At 65.4% G+C, this 13,963-nt stretch carries 12 protein-coding genes and 1 pseudogene; 8 read left to right on the top strand and 5 right to left on the bottom strand.

The genetic code is table 11. From position 1 onward, the window contains the following. Positions 1 to 259 precede the first annotated feature (259 nt). On the bottom strand, positions 260 to 1,252 hold the full coding sequence (locus AX672_RS03885; RefSeq protein WP_066648523.1) for a hypothetical protein: 993 nt from the start codon (positions 1,250 to 1,252) through the stop codon (positions 260 to 262). Beyond that, positions 1,249 to 2,994, bottom strand: coding sequence for a tetratricopeptide repeat protein (locus tag AX672_RS03880; protein ID WP_202189230.1), 1,746 nt, complete (start codon positions 2,992 to 2,994; stop codon positions 1,249 to 1,251). The genes AX672_RS03885 and AX672_RS03880 overlap by 4 nt, the downstream gene beginning before the upstream one ends. On the opposite strand from AX672_RS03880, the pseudogene AX672_RS18995 reads away from it, so the two are divergent. Next, a pseudogene (locus AX672_RS18995) lies at positions 2,947 to 3,045 on the top strand (transposase); the annotation flags it as partial. The gene AX672_RS03880 and the pseudogene AX672_RS18995 overlap by 48 nt on opposite strands. A gap of 418 nt (positions 3,046 to 3,463) precedes the next feature. Here AX672_RS18995 and groL read toward each other — a convergent pair. Further along, positions 3,464 to 5,104 (bottom strand): chaperonin GroEL, encoded by a 1,641-nt coding sequence (gene groL / locus AX672_RS03875; RefSeq protein WP_066648521.1) that lies wholly within the window; start codon positions 5,102 to 5,104, stop codon positions 3,464 to 3,466. 82 nt (positions 5,105 to 5,186) lie between these two features. After that, positions 5,187 to 5,474 (bottom strand): co-chaperone GroES, encoded by a 288-nt coding sequence (gene groES / locus AX672_RS03870; RefSeq protein WP_066648520.1) that lies wholly within the window; start codon positions 5,472 to 5,474, stop codon positions 5,187 to 5,189. Between the two features lie 214 nt (positions 5,475 to 5,688). Here groES and sppA point away from each other — a divergent pair, with 214 nt between their 5' ends. Genes sppA through AX672_RS03850 form a run of 3 tightly spaced genes read left to right on the top strand, consistent with a single transcriptional unit; the run spans position 5,689 to position 8,817 of the window. Then, the gene (gene sppA, locus AX672_RS03860) at positions 5,689 to 7,560 is read left to right on the top strand and encodes a signal peptide peptidase SppA (protein WP_066648508.1); all 1,872 of its coding nucleotides are present in this window, start codon (positions 5,689 to 5,691) and stop codon (positions 7,558 to 7,560) included. A 10-nt stretch (positions 7,561 to 7,570) separates the two neighbouring features. Then, on the top strand, positions 7,571 to 8,143 hold the full coding sequence (locus tag AX672_RS03855) for a GNAT family N-acetyltransferase (RefSeq protein ID WP_066648505.1): 573 nt from the start codon (positions 7,571 to 7,573) through the stop codon (positions 8,141 to 8,143). Continuing rightward, a complete protein-coding gene (locus AX672_RS03850) occupies positions 8,143 to 8,817 on the top strand; it encodes a DUF2490 domain-containing protein (protein WP_066648502.1) in 675 nt (224 codons plus the stop codon). Before AX672_RS03855 ends, AX672_RS03850 begins: the two co-directional genes overlap by 1 nt. On the opposite strand, the gene AX672_RS03845 is transcribed toward AX672_RS03850, so the two are convergent. Beyond that, positions 8,814 to 9,407, bottom strand: coding sequence for a trimeric intracellular cation channel family protein (locus AX672_RS03845; RefSeq protein ID WP_066648499.1), 594 nt, complete (start codon positions 9,405 to 9,407; stop codon positions 8,814 to 8,816). The two genes, AX672_RS03850 and AX672_RS03845, sit on opposite strands and share 4 nt — an antisense overlap. A 158-nt stretch (positions 9,408 to 9,565) precedes the next feature. On the opposite strand from AX672_RS03845, the gene AX672_RS03840 reads away from it, so the two are divergent. The 4 genes from AX672_RS03840 to AX672_RS03825 all read left to right on the top strand — a co-directional run bounded on the left by AX672_RS03840 (position 9,566) and on the right by AX672_RS03825 (position 13,946). Then, positions 9,566 to 10,729, top strand: coding sequence for a phosphoserine transaminase (locus AX672_RS03840; RefSeq protein ID WP_066648496.1), 1,164 nt, complete (start codon positions 9,566 to 9,568; stop codon positions 10,727 to 10,729). Positions 10,730 to 10,830: 101 nt separating this feature from the next. Continuing rightward, positions 10,831 to 12,408 carry a phosphoglycerate dehydrogenase gene (gene serA, locus AX672_RS03835; protein WP_066648493.1) on the top strand — a complete coding sequence of 526 codons (1,578 nt, stop codon included), beginning with the start codon at positions 10,831 to 10,833 and terminating at the stop codon, positions 12,406 to 12,408. Between the two features lie 49 nt (positions 12,409 to 12,457). After that, positions 12,458 to 12,838, top strand: a complete 381-nt coding sequence (locus tag AX672_RS03830) for an endonuclease domain-containing protein (RefSeq protein WP_082730360.1) — start codon at positions 12,458 to 12,460, stop codon at positions 12,836 to 12,838. Between the two features lies 1 nt (position 12,839). Further along, positions 12,840 to 13,946 carry an ATP phosphoribosyltransferase regulatory subunit gene (locus AX672_RS03825; RefSeq protein ID WP_066648490.1) on the top strand — a complete coding sequence of 369 codons (1,107 nt, stop codon included), beginning with the start codon at positions 12,840 to 12,842 and terminating at the stop codon, positions 13,944 to 13,946. Positions 13,947 to 13,963 lie beyond the last annotated feature (17 nt).

Raw genomic sequence — 13,963 nt, 5'->3', positions numbered from 1 at the left:
TGCGGGGGTGAGGGGGGCGGGCGCGGGCGTTGTGATTGGCAGCTTGTGGTGGATTCCTGCCGTACAGCTTTTGGGAAGCCCAATGGCGATAGCTACCCTTCGATCGCGCTGCGCCCCCACGGCAGCAGTCGACCCAGGGGCGACCGATCTAGAGGTCACCGAAATGGTGGTTTCTGCCGAGAGCCGCCGTTTGTGACCCTCTGAAGGGTCAATTCGATCGGTTCAAAATATTCTAAGTCAATCAAGGTAGAGATCTTTCTCATTGTCGCTTGGTGCAAACGGACGTCGAAAGCGGCTCATCCTGAATGCAGTTTGCTTTCGCTTCCGTTCGGCATGACCAGTCCTTGCCAATACGATCGCATTGCATCTGTGCCATCGTAATCGTGTGACCCTTGGCCCTTGCACCGCCGGCTGCGGCAAGGTCGGCACATACGCCAGCCGTTCGCTCTTTGAGGCCGGCATCGGCCAGTCGTCGGGCGACCGGTTCGTCCGATGCCTTTGGCGCGAGCAGCGCATCGGGCACAATCAGCGGACGTGACTGGCGAACCCATGTTGATATCGTAGAGGGATTGGCCAAGGCAGCCTGCGCTTGGGGGGCGTATTTGCTGCCGGGGTAGGCATCGACAAAGCGTTGAAAGCTATCACAGGTTTTCGTCGTCGCCGCAGGGATCGCCGCCCATGCAGCTTCTTCCTTTGCATCAGGCACCATGTCGGCGACGTAGTCATATGCCTGCTTCAAGCCGCCAGCAGTAATAATGACAGCGGCAAGTGTGGTGATAAAGGCGACGGCGCAACGCCGATAGAACACGGTGATCGCACTGGCTGGTGGCGGATCGAGCCCAGCAGCCTTGTTTTGCGCCGCAATCACGATGTCGCGCAGAAATCGATCGCCGACTGCCAGCCGCAGTACGAAATTACTCGGCCCGAATTGCCATGGCTTCAACGGATACTGTCTGGCATGAGCAATTTCCGGCGGCAACGGTTCGCCATCAAGCATGACAAACATCGCGCGCCCACGATTGACACACGCCGCAGCAAGGGTGCGATAACGTTCGGCTTCCGCGTCGATCGCCGCCGTGCTCCAGCACATAACCACGGCTTCGGCATCAAGCACGTCTTCGGCCTGCTGCGTCCAAGCGGGATCGTTCGGCGCGGTCGCAAACAACCGCGGTTCCAGTCGTTCGTTTAGCAACGCTTCGGTCAGGCGCTCACCGCGCGCCCGATCGGTCGGCAGGGCAGCGACGGCGATCATCGCGGGGTCTGTGCCGCTGCGGCGAGCGCGCGCGCCTCAACGAGGAAATGGGCATCGCTCGGCAGCAGCAAGCCGCGCCGTTCAATGTCGTCCAACTGATCGACAACATCCTGCCACCGCACCCCTTGTGCATCCATGGAGGCGAGCCTCCAAAGACTAACCCAGACATCGCGCTGCGCCTGTGCCGAGCCGGGGTCGCGTTCGGCGAGGCGGCGGCGTATCGCCAGCCCCTCCTCAAATGCGGCCAGTGCGCCGGGGCGATCCCCCGCCAATAGGCGGACGTCACCAACCCGTTCGAGGCTCAGGGAAACATCGCGCTGCGCCTGTGCCGAGCCGGGGTCGCGTTCGGCGAGGCGGCGGCGTATCGCCAGCCCCTCCTCAAATGCGGCCAGTGCGCCGGGGCGATCCCCCGCCAATAGGCGGACGTCACCAACCCGTTCGAGGCTCACGGAAACATCGCGCTGCGCCTGTGCCGAGCCGGGGTCGCGTTCGGCGAGGCGGCGCGCAATCGTTAGCCCGTCCTCAAATGCTGCCAGTGCGCCGGGGCGATCCCCCGCCAATAGGCGGACGTCACCAACCTTGTTGAGGCTCACCCAAACATCGCGCTGCGCCTGTGCCGAGCCGGGGTCGCGTTCGGCGAGGCGGCGCGCAATCGTTAGCCCCTCCTCAAATGCGGCCAGTGCGCCGGGGCGATCCCCCGCCAATAGGCGGACGTCACCGATTTCGTTAAGCGCAACGCTTCGGGCTCGGTCGTCGGGCGAGGTCGCGAGGCTCTGCTGCGCGGCGCGTACGGCGTCGCTGCTGCGCCCGGCAGTGCTATACAGGCGCGTCAGCTCAACCCAGTCCCAATGTTCGCGGGGATCATTGGCAACGACAGCCTCGTATTCAGCAATACAAGCGTCGGTGGTTTCCTCGCCACGGGCACGCTTTTGCAGATACAGCACGGCACCATCGCGGCGATCGGTGGCGGTGCGCAACTTCTGCATCTGCGCCAGCACCGCCTTGGCTTCCTGCCAATTGTCCCTGCCGCCGGCGTTGAACAGCCGCAGGACTCGGGCCCCCTCTGGCGTTTGCAGCAAACGGTCGGCGGTCGACAGCAGGATCGATCGTTCGCGCGCATAGTCGGCATCGCGCGCAGCGAGCTCGGCGGTAGAGGCCAGCTTGGCGTTGGCGTTTTCAATCGTCAGGCGGTCGATCTCGGCTTGCCGCGCCGCGCGTTCGCGTACCGCCCGCACATTGCTGCGTGCCTGCTCTGTCTGCAACACCGCAATCTGCGCATCGCGGGAGGCAATGTCACGGTCGCGCGCGATGAGTGCGGCACTCGCCTGGCGCACCAGCGCCGCCACACGCGCCTTGTCTTGGTAGACCAGCATCGCTGTCTGGTTGAGAGTGTCAGCGGATCGTGGTGGCGACACCAAGGCTGACGATTGAGGCAGGGCCAGAGCTAGAGCAGGCGTGGGCATGAGCGCGGGCAACAACAGCATCAGGCGAAATTGATACATTGTTCCCCCCTGTGCCGCGGCAATCGATTGGACAGTCCGCGGCACATTAATACGACTTTTTCGGGACAAGTCACCTGCCGGCGAAGGTACGCAATGACCTGCTCCCCAGAAATCATGCCATTGGTAAGTTAGCTCGTCAGATGGAGACGAGTGATGCGGCGAGGCTGATTTACCGAGGATCAGATCATTGGGGTGCAGCGCGAGCATGAGGCTGGTGTGAAGACGGCCGAGCTGTGCCATAAGCACTGGATCAGCGATGCCACCTTCTACAACTGGAAATCGAAACACGGCAGGTTTCAGGAACGCCGATCACTGCCTCGAAAGACCGACATTGGGGCGAAAGCTGCCCAAACCCTAACCGTCACCCCGGCCTTGTGCCGGGGCCCACGGTGCAGCCGGGCGATGCGCTAAAGGCTCTGGCGGGATCGCGTGGGGGGCGGTGGGCCCCGGTACGAGGCCGGGGTGACGGTTGGGGGAAGAGGCAGCCCGCTTCGGCTTGGCTGCGCGTTGGCGGGCGATGGGCTGACCCGGTTGCACAAAAAGCGAAAGGGCCGGGGGATTGCTCCCTCGGCCCTTTGCTGTGGTCGGTAGGTTCGTGGGGGGCACGGTCCCGGCAAAGCCGGGACTCGTCGGTCGGGTTCGGCGATGCCAACCCGCCGGCCGCTTCCGATTTTGTGTCCGGGGCAGCTTTCGCTGCCCCGGTCCAAAATCAGAAGTCCATGCCGCCCATGCCGCCCATGCCGCCGCCCATCGCGGGGGCGGGCTTGTCTTCGGGAAGCTCGCTCACCGCTGCTTCGGTGGTGATGAGCAGACCGGCAACCGAGGCGGCGTTCTGCAGCGCAGTGCGCACGACCTTGGTCGGATCGATCACGCCGGCCGTCACCAGATTTTCATAGGTGTCGGTCGACGCGTTGAAGCCGAACGACGTGTCGGTCTGGTCGAGCAGCTTGCCCGACACAACCGCACCGTCATGGCCGGCGTTGGTCGCGATCTGGCGGACCAGCGCGGTCAGCGACTTGCGGATGATGTCGACACCGCGGGTCTGGTCTTCGTTCGCGCCGGTGACGCCGTCGAGCGCCTTCGTCGCATAGAGCAGCGCGGTACCGCCGCCAGGGACGATGCCTTCCTCGACAGCCGCGCGGGTTGCGTGCAGCGCGTCGTCGACCCGGTCCTTGCGCTCCTTCACTTCGACTTCCGACGCACCGCCGACCTTGATCACGGCCACGCCGCCAGCGAGCTTGGCGAGACGCTCCTGCAGCTTCTCACGGTCGTAATCGCTGGTGGTATTTTCGATCTGCTGGCGGATCGCATCGGTGCGGCCCTTGATCGCTTCGGCATCACCCGCGCCATCGACGATGGTGGTGTTGTCCTTGTCGATGGTGACGCGCTTGGCCTGGCCGAGCATGCCGAGCGTGACGCTCTCAAGCTTGATGCCGAGGTCTTCCGAGATCATCTCGCCCTTGGTCAGGATCGCGATGTCTTCGAGCATCGCCTTGCGGCGATCGCCAAAGCCCGGGGCCTTGACCGCTGCGACCTTCAGGCCGCCGCGCAGCTTGTTGACGACGAGCGTTGCGAGCGCTTCGCCTTCGATGTCCTCGGCAATGATCAGCAGCGGGCGACCCGACTGCACAACCGCTTCGAGGATCGGCAGCATCGCCTGCAGGTTCGACAGCTTCTTTTCGTGGATCAGGATGTACGGGTCGTTGAGTTCGACCTGCATCTTTTCCGGGTTGGTGATGAAATAGGGCGAGAGGTAGCCGCGGTCGAACTGCATGCCTTCGACGACATCGAGTTCGAACTCGAGGCCCTTGGCTTCCTCGACGGTGATCACACCTTCCTTGCCGACCTTTTCCATCGCCTCGGCGATTTTCTCGCCGACTTCACGGTCGCCATTGGCTGAGATGATGCCGACCTGGGCGATTTCGCTCGACCCGGCGACGGGCTTCGAACGCGCCTTCACGTCCTCGACGACCTTGGCGACGGCGAGATCGATGCCGCGCTTCAGGTCCATCGGGTTCATGCCGGCGGCCACCGACTTCATGCCTTCGCGCACGATCGCCTGAGCGAGCACGGTCGCGGTGGTGGTGCCGTCGCCGGCGACGTCGTTGGTCTTCGAGGCAACCTCGCGGACCATCTGCGCGCCCATGTTCTCGAACTTGTCCTTCAGTTCGATTTCCTTGGCGACCGTCACGCCGTCCTTGGTGATGCGGGGCGCGCCGAAGCTCTTGTCGATCACGACGTTGCGACCCTTCGGCCCCAGCGTGACCTTCACTGCATCGGCGAGAATGTCGACGCCGCGCAGAATGCGCTCACGAGCGTCACGCGAAAACTTTACGTCCTTCGCTGCCATGTTGAATGTTCCTCTTGTCTCAAATGATTGGAAATCTGCGGTGAGGTCGCGGCGTCAGCCGACGATCCTCGGCCCGTCGGGTTCAGCCAACAATGCCCAGAATGTCCGATTCCTTCATGATCAGCAGGTCTTCGCCGCCGACCTTGACCTCGGTGCCCGACCACTTGCCGAACAGGATCTTGTCGCCTGCCTTCACGTCGAGCGGGGTGATCGCGCCGTCATCGCCACGGATGCCGGTGCCGACCGAGACGACTTCGCCTTCCTGCGGCTTTTCCTTGGCGGTGTCGGGGATGATGATGCCGCCCGCGGTCTTTTCTTCAGCCTCGACGCGGCGAACGAGCACGCGGTCGTGGAGTGGACGAAAGTTCATGCGCTCCATCCTTTGTTAAAAAGGGTTGATTAATGCTACTGGCACTCACCCCCGGCGAGTGCCAACAACGCGCATATGTGTATCCGTTCATCGGGCGTCAAGGGTCGATCGATGTCGCGTTCGGCAATCAAACCACGTTCTTGATCCCGTGTTGCAGGGATAAGACGGCTCGGCTAGGGAGCGATGACGTGCGAAAAATCGGGAGCATGACGACGTGAAATTGCTGCGAGGCGCCTGGAAGCTGTTGGTCGGCATCAAGGATGCGCTGGTGCTGGTCGCCATGCTCTTATTCTTCGGCGCGCTATTCGCCGGGCTGGCGGCGCGGCCCAACCGGGCGGCAGTGAAGGACGGCGCGCTTGTGCTGGCGCTTGACGGGTCGATCGTCGAACAGCCGGCGCCGCCGCAGCTCGATTTCGGTGGCGGCAGCGCCCCGCGCGAATATCGCCTGCGCGACGTGATCCGGGTGCTCGACGAAGCCAAGGGCGACGCGCGGGTGAAGGCGGTTGTCCTCGATCTCGATTCCTTCGCGGGCGGTCTGCCCGCCGCGCTCAACGAAGTCGGCGCCGCGATCGGTCGGGTACGCGCAAGCGGCAAGCCAGTGCTTGCTTACGCCACGGCTTATTCGGACAGCAGCTACCGGCTTGCCGCCAATGCCAGCGAAATCTGGATGCACCCGATGGGCGGCACGCTGTTCAGCGGCCCCGGCGGCTCGCGGCTTTATTACAAGGGGCTGATCGACAAGCTCGGCGTGACCGTGAATGTGTTCCGCGTCGGCAAGTTCAAGTCGTTCGTCGAACCCTATACCCGCACCGATGAATCGCCCGAATCGAAGGAAGCGAGCACGGCACTCTACGGTGCGATCGCGGCCGACTGGCGCGAGACGGTCGCCAAGGCGCGGCCCAAGGCGCAGGTGGCAGGCTATCTCACAAACCCGGCGCAGCTGATCACTGCCACCAAGGGCGACATTGCCAAGGCCAATCTGGCGGCCGGGCTGATCGACAAGCTTGGCGACCGCGCCGACTTCGACAAGCGCGTCGCCGCCGTGGCGGGCGAAGCGCCGGCCAAGAGCAATGCCGGCTTCGCGGCGATCAAATACAGCACCTATCTCGATGCGCATCCGCTGCCGACGACGGGCGATGCGATCGGCATCGTCACGGTCGCGGGCGACATCGTCGACGGCAAGGCTGATCCGGGCACCGCCGGCGGCGATACGATCGCGGCGCTGGTGCGTGACGGGCTGAAGAACAAGTCGCTGAAGGCCTTGGTGGTGCGTGTCGATTCGCCCGGCGGCTCGGCGCTCGCGTCGGAGACCATCCGGCGTGCGATTCTGGAAGCCAAGGCGAAGAAGCTGCCGGTCGTGGTGTCGATGGGCTCGGTGGCGGCATCGGGTGGCTATTGGGTGGCAACGGCGGGCGATACGATCTTTGCCGAACCCAATACGATTACAGGGTCGATCGGCATTTTCGGCATCATCCCGAGTTTCGAGAAGACGCTCGACAAGCTCGGTATCAGCGCCGACGGGGTGAAGACCACGCCACTGTCGGGGCAGCCCGATGTGGTCGGCGGGCTGAACGACGAGGTCAGCACGATCCTGCAAGCCGGGATCGAACATGGCTATGCCCAGTTCATCGACCGCGTCGCCAAGGCGCGCAAGAAGACGCCCGAACAGGTCGACGCGATTGCGCAGGGCCGCGTCTGGGATGGCGGCACGGCGCGGCAGATCGGCCTTGTCGACCGGTTCGGCAATCTTCAGGACGCGGTCAACGAAGCCGCCAAGCGCGCGGGCCTTGATCCCAAGAAGGTCCATGCCGAATATCTCGAAAAGGCGCCCGATCGCTGGACCAAGCTGCTGAACGATCTGCTGCGCAAGGACGAGGAAGAAAAGGGTGACGCGGGCGACGCCTTCAGCCGCATCGCCGCCGAGCGGCGCGCGGTGTTCGCGCAGGCGCTGGGCGACGTGAAGCGGCTTGCGGGTGGTGCTGCAATCCAGGCGCGCTGCCTGGAATGTGCCGCACTTCGGCCTGCCCATCCGTCTGCCGCCGACCAGTCGCTGCTCGCGCTGCTGCTCGCGCGGGTCGGCCTGTGATCGTCGGCCTGTGATCGCAATCCGTGCGGCGCGGCCCGAGGATGCCGCCGCGATTGCCGCCATCTACGCGCCGCATGTATTGACCGGCACCGCGACCTTCGAGGTCGAGGCGCCCGATGCGCGCCAGATGCGCGCCCGCATGGCCGCGTCCGACGGGCTCTATCCGTGGCTGGTCGCGACGACGGGTGGGGACGATGACGGTGAGGGCGGCGGCGTGCTCGCCTATGCCTATGCCACGCGGTTCCGTGATCGACCGGCTTATCGCTACACGGTCGAAACGACGATCTATGTCAGTGCGGCCACGCAGGGGCAGGGCGTCGGACGGCTGCTCTACCAATCGCTGGTCGATACCTTGCGCGTTCAGGGCTTTACGCAGGCGGTTGCCGGGATCGCGCTGCCCAATGATTATTCGATCCGCCTGCACGAATCGGTCGGCTTCCGCCGCGCCGGCGTCTATCGTGAGGTCGGCTACAAGCACGAGCAGTGGATCGACGTGGGTTTCTGGCAGCGCGAACTGCATGAACCGAGCGTGCCGCCGGTCGAGCCGCGGCCCTTCACTGACGTTGGCGTCGTGCGCGGCTGATGCGCGTTATCGGCTGTCTTGGGTTGGCGGCGTTGCTGTTGGCGGCGGCGTCACCCGCGCAGGCCGAGGACGATGGTCAGGCTTGGGCGCAATTGCTGGTTCAGGGCCCCATCAAGGGCGATGTGATCTTCTGGGCCGAAGCGCAGACGCGCCTGACCGATGCCACGCGCGCGACTCAGATCCTGCTTCGTCCGGCAATCGGCGTCCGACTGGCGCGCGATACGACGGCGCATGTCGGTTATGTCTATGTCCACACCGATTCCGCGAACGGTGCGGCCACCAATGAGCATCGGCTGTGGCAGCAATTGAGCTTTCCGATCCTGCGCAATTCGCGCGGGCTGTATGTCTGGGGTCGTTCGCGGATCGAGCAGCGCATGGTCGAAGGGCGGCGTGACACCGGCGTGCGGCTGCGCCAGTTCGTGCGCGCGCAGATGCCGCTCCGGCGCGGTGCCAAGCTGTCGGGCGTCGTGTTTGTCGAGGGCTTTTATGCAGCCAACAGCACCGATTGGGGCGCGCGCGCCGGGTTCGATCAGGTTCGCACCTTCGCTGGCGTCTCGATTCCGCTGAACAAGCAAGTCAATCTCGAGCCCGGCTATCTCAACCAGACCATCTTTCGGATCGGCCCGGACCGGGTCAATCACGTCGCCAGCCTGAACCTGTTCGTGCGGCTCTAGGCCTCAGGCGCGCGATAGGCGGGCAGCGCGAGCTTCCAGCGGATCGCCGCCGCCCGGAGCGCAAAGCCAGCCGCGGCGCTGGCGCCGGCCGCGATTTCAGCGGGCACCCCCAAGGTAACGAGCGTCACATAGCTGCCGGCGCTGAGCGCGGCGGCGGTCACGTAGATTTCGGGTCGCATGATGATCGACGGCTCGCCTGCCAGCACGTCGCGGATGATGCCGCCGACGCAGGCCGACATCACCCCCATCAGCGCGGCGGGAACGACGGGCACGCCATAGGACAGTGCCTTGGCGGCGCCATAAACGGCATAGGCGGCCAGCCCGACTGCGTCGAACCAGTCGAGCGCAGTCCCGCGCCACCAGCGTTCGGGCGTGACGTAGATCAGAAAGGCGATAACGAGGCAGGTGGCTGCCGCCCGGCTGTCCTGCATCCAGAACACCGGCGCGCCGATCAGCACGTCGCGGATCGTACCGCCGCCGACGCCCGTCACCAGCGCGAAAAAGGCGAGCGTCACCATCGTCTGCCCGCGCCGCGCCGCCGCCAGCGCGCCTGAGGCCGCGAACACCGCCAGCCCCGCCGGGGGCAGCATCGCGGCAACGATAGCGGGGCTGGGGCGCGGGGCAACTGCGCGCGATATTTGCGCAATCGCCCGCGTAACGTCCTTGACGCCGCTGCCGCGATCGTTAGGGCGGTCGATGGGCCACGCGGTCCCAACGCCGCGCGTGCTCTCTGTAAGGAGAGACTGACATGACTGATTCTGCTGCGATCGACGCCACCACTGCGTCTGCGCCCGAAAAACCCACCACTAAGCCCGACCGTCCCTATTTCTCGTCGGGGCCGTGCGCCAAGCCACCGGGCTGGGACGCCGCCAAGCTCGCGACCGGATCGCTCGGCCGTTCGCACCGCTCGAAGATCGGCAAGGCGCGGCTGCAACATGCGATCGACCTGACCCGCAAGGTGCTGCGCGTGCCCGACACGCACCGGATCGGCATCGTGCCGGCGTCGGACACCGGCGCCTATGAAATGGCGATGTGGACGATGCTCGGCGCGCGCCCCGTCACCGCGCTGGCGTGGGAAAGCTTCGGCGAAGGCTGGGTGACCGATGCCGCCAAGCAGCTGAAGCTCGACCCCAACATCATCCGCGCCGATTATGGCGCGCTGCCCGATCTCGGCGCGGTCGACTGGCGCCACGACGTGCTGTTCACCTGGAACGGCACCACCAGCGGCGTGCGCGTGCCGGACGGCGACTGGATTGCCGACGACCGCGAGGGGCTGAGCTTCAACGACGCGACCTCGGCGGTGTTCGCTTACGACATGCCGTGGGACAAGCTCGATGTGACGACCTTCTCGTGGCAAAAGGTGCTGGGCGGCGAGGGCGCGCATGGCGTGATCATCCTCGGGCCGCGCGCCGTCGAGCGGCTGACCAGCTACACCCCAGTCTGGCCGCTGCCGAAGATCTTCCGGCTGGTGTCGAAGGGCGCGCTGACCGAGGGCATTTTCAAGGGCGAGACGATCAACACGCCGTCGATGCTTGCGGTCGAGGACGTGATCTTCGCGCTCGAATGGGCCGAAGCGCTGGGTGGGCTCGACGGCCTGATCGCGCGGTCGGATGCCAATGCGGCCGCGCTCGACAAGATCGTGGCCGAGCGCGACTGGCTCGGCCATCTCGCTGCCGATCCGGCGACGCGGTCGAAGACCAGCGTTTGCCTGACGGTCGAGGGAGCCGACGAAGCGCTGATCAAGCGCATGGCCGGGGCGCTCGAAGCCGAAGCGGCGGCGTTCGACGTCGCGGGCTATCGCGACGCGCCGCCGGGACTTCGCATCTGGTGCGGCGCGACGGTCGACACCGCCGATGTCGAAGCGCTCGGGCCGTGGCTCGACTGGGCCTACGCGACGGCGCGCGCCGTTTAGCTTCCGTCATTCCCGCGAAGGCGGGAACCCATACCCACTACCGTCAGCGATTATGGATCCCCGCCTGCGCGGGGATGACGGTTCCTTAGAAAGGTTCACCCATGCCCAAAGTCCTCATCTCCGACAAAATGGACCCCAACGCCGCCGCCATCTTCCGTGCGCGTGGTGTCGAGGTCGACGAAATTACCGGCCAGACGCCCGAAGAGCTGATGGCGATCATCGGCCAGTATGACGGCCTCGCGATCCGCAGCTCGACCAAGGTGACCAAGGCGATCCTCGAGCACGCGACCAACCTGAAAGTGATCGGCCGCGCCGGGATCGGCGTCGACAACGTCGACATCCCCGCCGCCAGCGCCAAGGGCGTGGTGGTGATGAACACCCCGTTCGGCAATTCGATCACCACTGCCGAGCATGCGATCGCGCTGATGTTCGCGCTCGCCCGCCAATTGCCCGAGGCCGATGCGTCGACACAGGCCGGCAAGTGGGAAAAGAACCGCTTCATGGGCGTCGAGCTGACCAGCAAGACGCTGGGCCTCATCGGCGCGGGCAATATCGGCTCGATCGTCGCCGACCGGGCGCTGGGCCTCAAGATGAAGGTGATCGCCTATGATCCCTTCCTCACCCCCGAACGCGCGCTCGAAATGGGTGTGGAGAAAGTGACGCTCGACGATCTGCTCGCGCGCGCCGATTTCATCACGCTCCACACCCCGCTGACCGACCAGACCCGCAACATCCTGTCGGCGGAAAATCTGGCGAAGACCAAGAAGGGGGTGCGCATCATCAATTGCGCGCGCGGCGGGCTGATCGACGAAGCGGCGCTGAAGGCGGGGCTCGACTCGGGGCATATCGCGGGCGCCGCGCTCGACGTGTTCGCGACCGAACCCGCGAAGGAATCGCCGCTGTTCGGCACGCCGGGCTTCGTCTCGACGCCGCACCTCGGCGCGTCGACCACCGAAGCGCAGGTCAATGTCGCGCTTCAGGTTGCCGAGCAGATGGCCGATTTCCTCGTGACCGGCGGCATCACCAACGCGCTCAATGTGCCGTCGCTGTCGGCGGAGGAAGCGCCCAAGCTGAAGCCGTACATGGCGCTGGCTGAAAAGCTCGGTTCGCTGGTGGGGCAGCTCGCCCATGGCGCGCTGTCGGGCATTTCGGTCGAAGTCGAGGGCGCCGCCGCGCAGCTCAACCAGAAGCCGATCACCTCGGCCGTGCTCGCGGGCATGATGCGCGTCCATTCGGATATCGTGAACATGGTCAACGCGCCGTTCCTGGCGAAGGAACGCGGGCTCGACGTGCGCGAAATCCGCCACGACCGCGAAGGTGATTACCACACGCTGGTGCGCGTGACAGTGAAGACCGAAGCCGGCGACAAGTCGGTCGCGGGCACCCTGTTCGGCGACGCCGCGCCGCGCCTCGTCGAGCTGTTCGGCATCAAGGTCGAGGCCGATCTGGTCGGCCATATGCTCTATGTCGTCAACGAGGACGCGCCGGGCTTCATCGGGCGGCTCGGGACGCTGCTCGGCACGCAGGGAGTGAACATCGGCACCTTCCACCTCGGCCGCCGCTCGGCGGGTGGCGAAGCGATCGTGCTGCTGTCGGTCGACGAGGCCGTGACCCCCGACCTGATCGCGCAGGTCCGCGCGCTGCCCGGCGTGAAGACGGTGATGGCGCTGGCGTTTTGATATGCTTACTAGCCCTCTCCCCTCCGGGGAGAGGGTTGGGAGAGGGGCCATGCAGCAAGACCCGACATTGTTGGAGCGGGCCAAGGCGATGCGCAAGTCGCCATCGCCCATAGAGCAGAGACTGTGGTACGAGCTTCGTGCCAAGCGTTTCGATCGCATCAAGTTCAACCGACAGGTCATCATCGGTCCCTATATTACGGATTTTGCATGCCGTTCGCGTAAGCTGGTCATCGAACTTGACGGGGATACGCATGCGGGCAACGAGGTCTATGACGCGCAGCGAACGATCTGGCTGGAAGCTAAGGGGTATCGGGTGATCAGATTCACCAATCAGGAGGTGGCATTTAATCTTGAAGGGGTGCTCGCCGCAATCGGCATCGCGTGTGGCGCCCCTCTCCCAAACCCTCTCCCCGAAGGGGAGAGGGCTTAAGGTGACCTCCTCGCTCCTGCCCGAAGGCTTTCACGATCGCCTGCCACCGTTTGCCGATGCCGCTGCCTCGCTCGAGGCGCGGCTCCTCGGCGCGGCGTTCGCGCATGGTTATGAGCGCGTCGATCCGCCGCTGGTCGAGTTCTTCGAAGGGCTTGCCCGGCGGCTGAAGGCGTCGCGGACGATCGACGCGGTGCGCTATGTCGATCCGGTGTCGCAGCGCACGCTCGCGATCCGGCCCGATATCACCGCGCAGGTCGGGCGGATCGCGGCGACGCGGATGGCTCACCATCCGCGTCCGGTGCGGCTGTCCTATGCCGGGCAAGTGCTCAAACTGCGCGCTGCCGAACTCGATCCCGAGCGCGAGATGCGGCAGATCGGCTGCGAGCTGATCGGGCTCGACAGCGTCGCGGCCGCGCGCGAGATCGTCGGCGTGGCGGTCGAGGCGTTGCAGGCAGCCGGGATTGCCGGGCTGTCGATCGACTTCACGCTGCCCGACCTGGTCGACACGCTGGCGGCGGGGCCGCTGCCGGTGGCGGCGGACCGGATCGAGCGGCTGAAGGATCGCCTCGACGCGAAGGACGCGGGTGGCGTTGCGGCAATCGACGCGCGTTATCTGCCGCTGATCGAAGCGGCAGGGCCGTTCGCGGCCGCGCACGACCGGCTCTGCGCGTTCGATGTCGGCGGCGCGTTGCGATCACGGCTCGACGGGCTGTGGAAGATCGCCGAGGCGCTCGATGGCCGGATTGCGATGACGCTCGACCCGACCGAGCGGCATGGTTTCGAATATCAGAGCTGGATCGGCTTTTCGATTTTCGCGTCGGGCGTGCGCGGCGAAATCGGCCGCGGCGGCAGCTACACCGTGATGCACGAGGGCGGCGCCGAGGAGCCCGCGATCGGCTTCTCGCTCTACCCCGATGCGATCGTCGATGGCGGCTTGAGCGTGCCCGATCGGCGGCGGCTGTTCGTGCCGATCGGCACCGATCCGGCGCTGGCGGCAGCGATGCGCGCCGAGGGCTGGGTGACGGTCGCGCAGCTGGCCGTGGGCGATAGCCCCGAAGCGCAGCTGTGCACGCATGTGCTGACGGGGGGCGAAGCGCGCCTGGTTTAGGCGCCCGGCAAATAAGG

The organism is Sphingomonas sp. CCH10-B3, assembly GCF_001556185.1.
Lineage (GTDB): Bacteria > Pseudomonadota > Alphaproteobacteria > Sphingomonadales > Sphingomonadaceae > Sphingomonas > Sphingomonas aquatica.
This window is presented reverse-complemented; position numbering and strand designations above follow the sequence as displayed.

What these genes read in the sequence shown, in the direction of transcription:
- AX672_RS03850 (WP_066648502.1), top strand. Translation starts at nt 8,143, where the DNA reads ATGCGCGTTATCGGCTGTCTTGGGTTGGCGGCGTTGCTGTTGGCGGCG.
- AX672_RS03880 (WP_202189230.1), bottom strand. Translation starts at nt 2,994, where the DNA reads ATGGCACAGCTCGGCCGTCTTCACACCAGCCTCATGCTCGCGCTGCAC.
- AX672_RS03845 (WP_066648499.1), bottom strand. Translation starts at nt 9,407, where the DNA reads ATGCTGCCCCCGGCGGGGCTGGCGGTGTTCGCGGCCTCAGGCGCGCTG.
- AX672_RS03840 (WP_066648496.1), top strand. Translation starts at nt 9,566, where the DNA reads ATGACTGATTCTGCTGCGATCGACGCCACCACTGCGTCTGCGCCCGAA.
- AX672_RS03830 (WP_082730360.1), top strand. Translation starts at nt 12,458, where the DNA reads ATGCAGCAAGACCCGACATTGTTGGAGCGGGCCAAGGCGATGCGCAAG.
- groES (WP_066648520.1), bottom strand. Translation starts at nt 5,474, where the DNA reads ATGAACTTTCGTCCACTCCACGACCGCGTGCTCGTTCGCCGCGTCGAG.
- AX672_RS03885 (WP_066648523.1), bottom strand. Translation starts at nt 1,252, where the DNA reads ATGATCGCCGTCGCTGCCCTGCCGACCGATCGGGCGCGCGGTGAGCGC.
- serA (WP_066648493.1), top strand. Translation starts at nt 10,831, where the DNA reads ATGCCCAAAGTCCTCATCTCCGACAAAATGGACCCCAACGCCGCCGCC.
- groL (WP_066648521.1), bottom strand. Translation starts at nt 5,104, where the DNA reads ATGGCAGCGAAGGACGTAAAGTTTTCGCGTGACGCTCGTGAGCGCATT.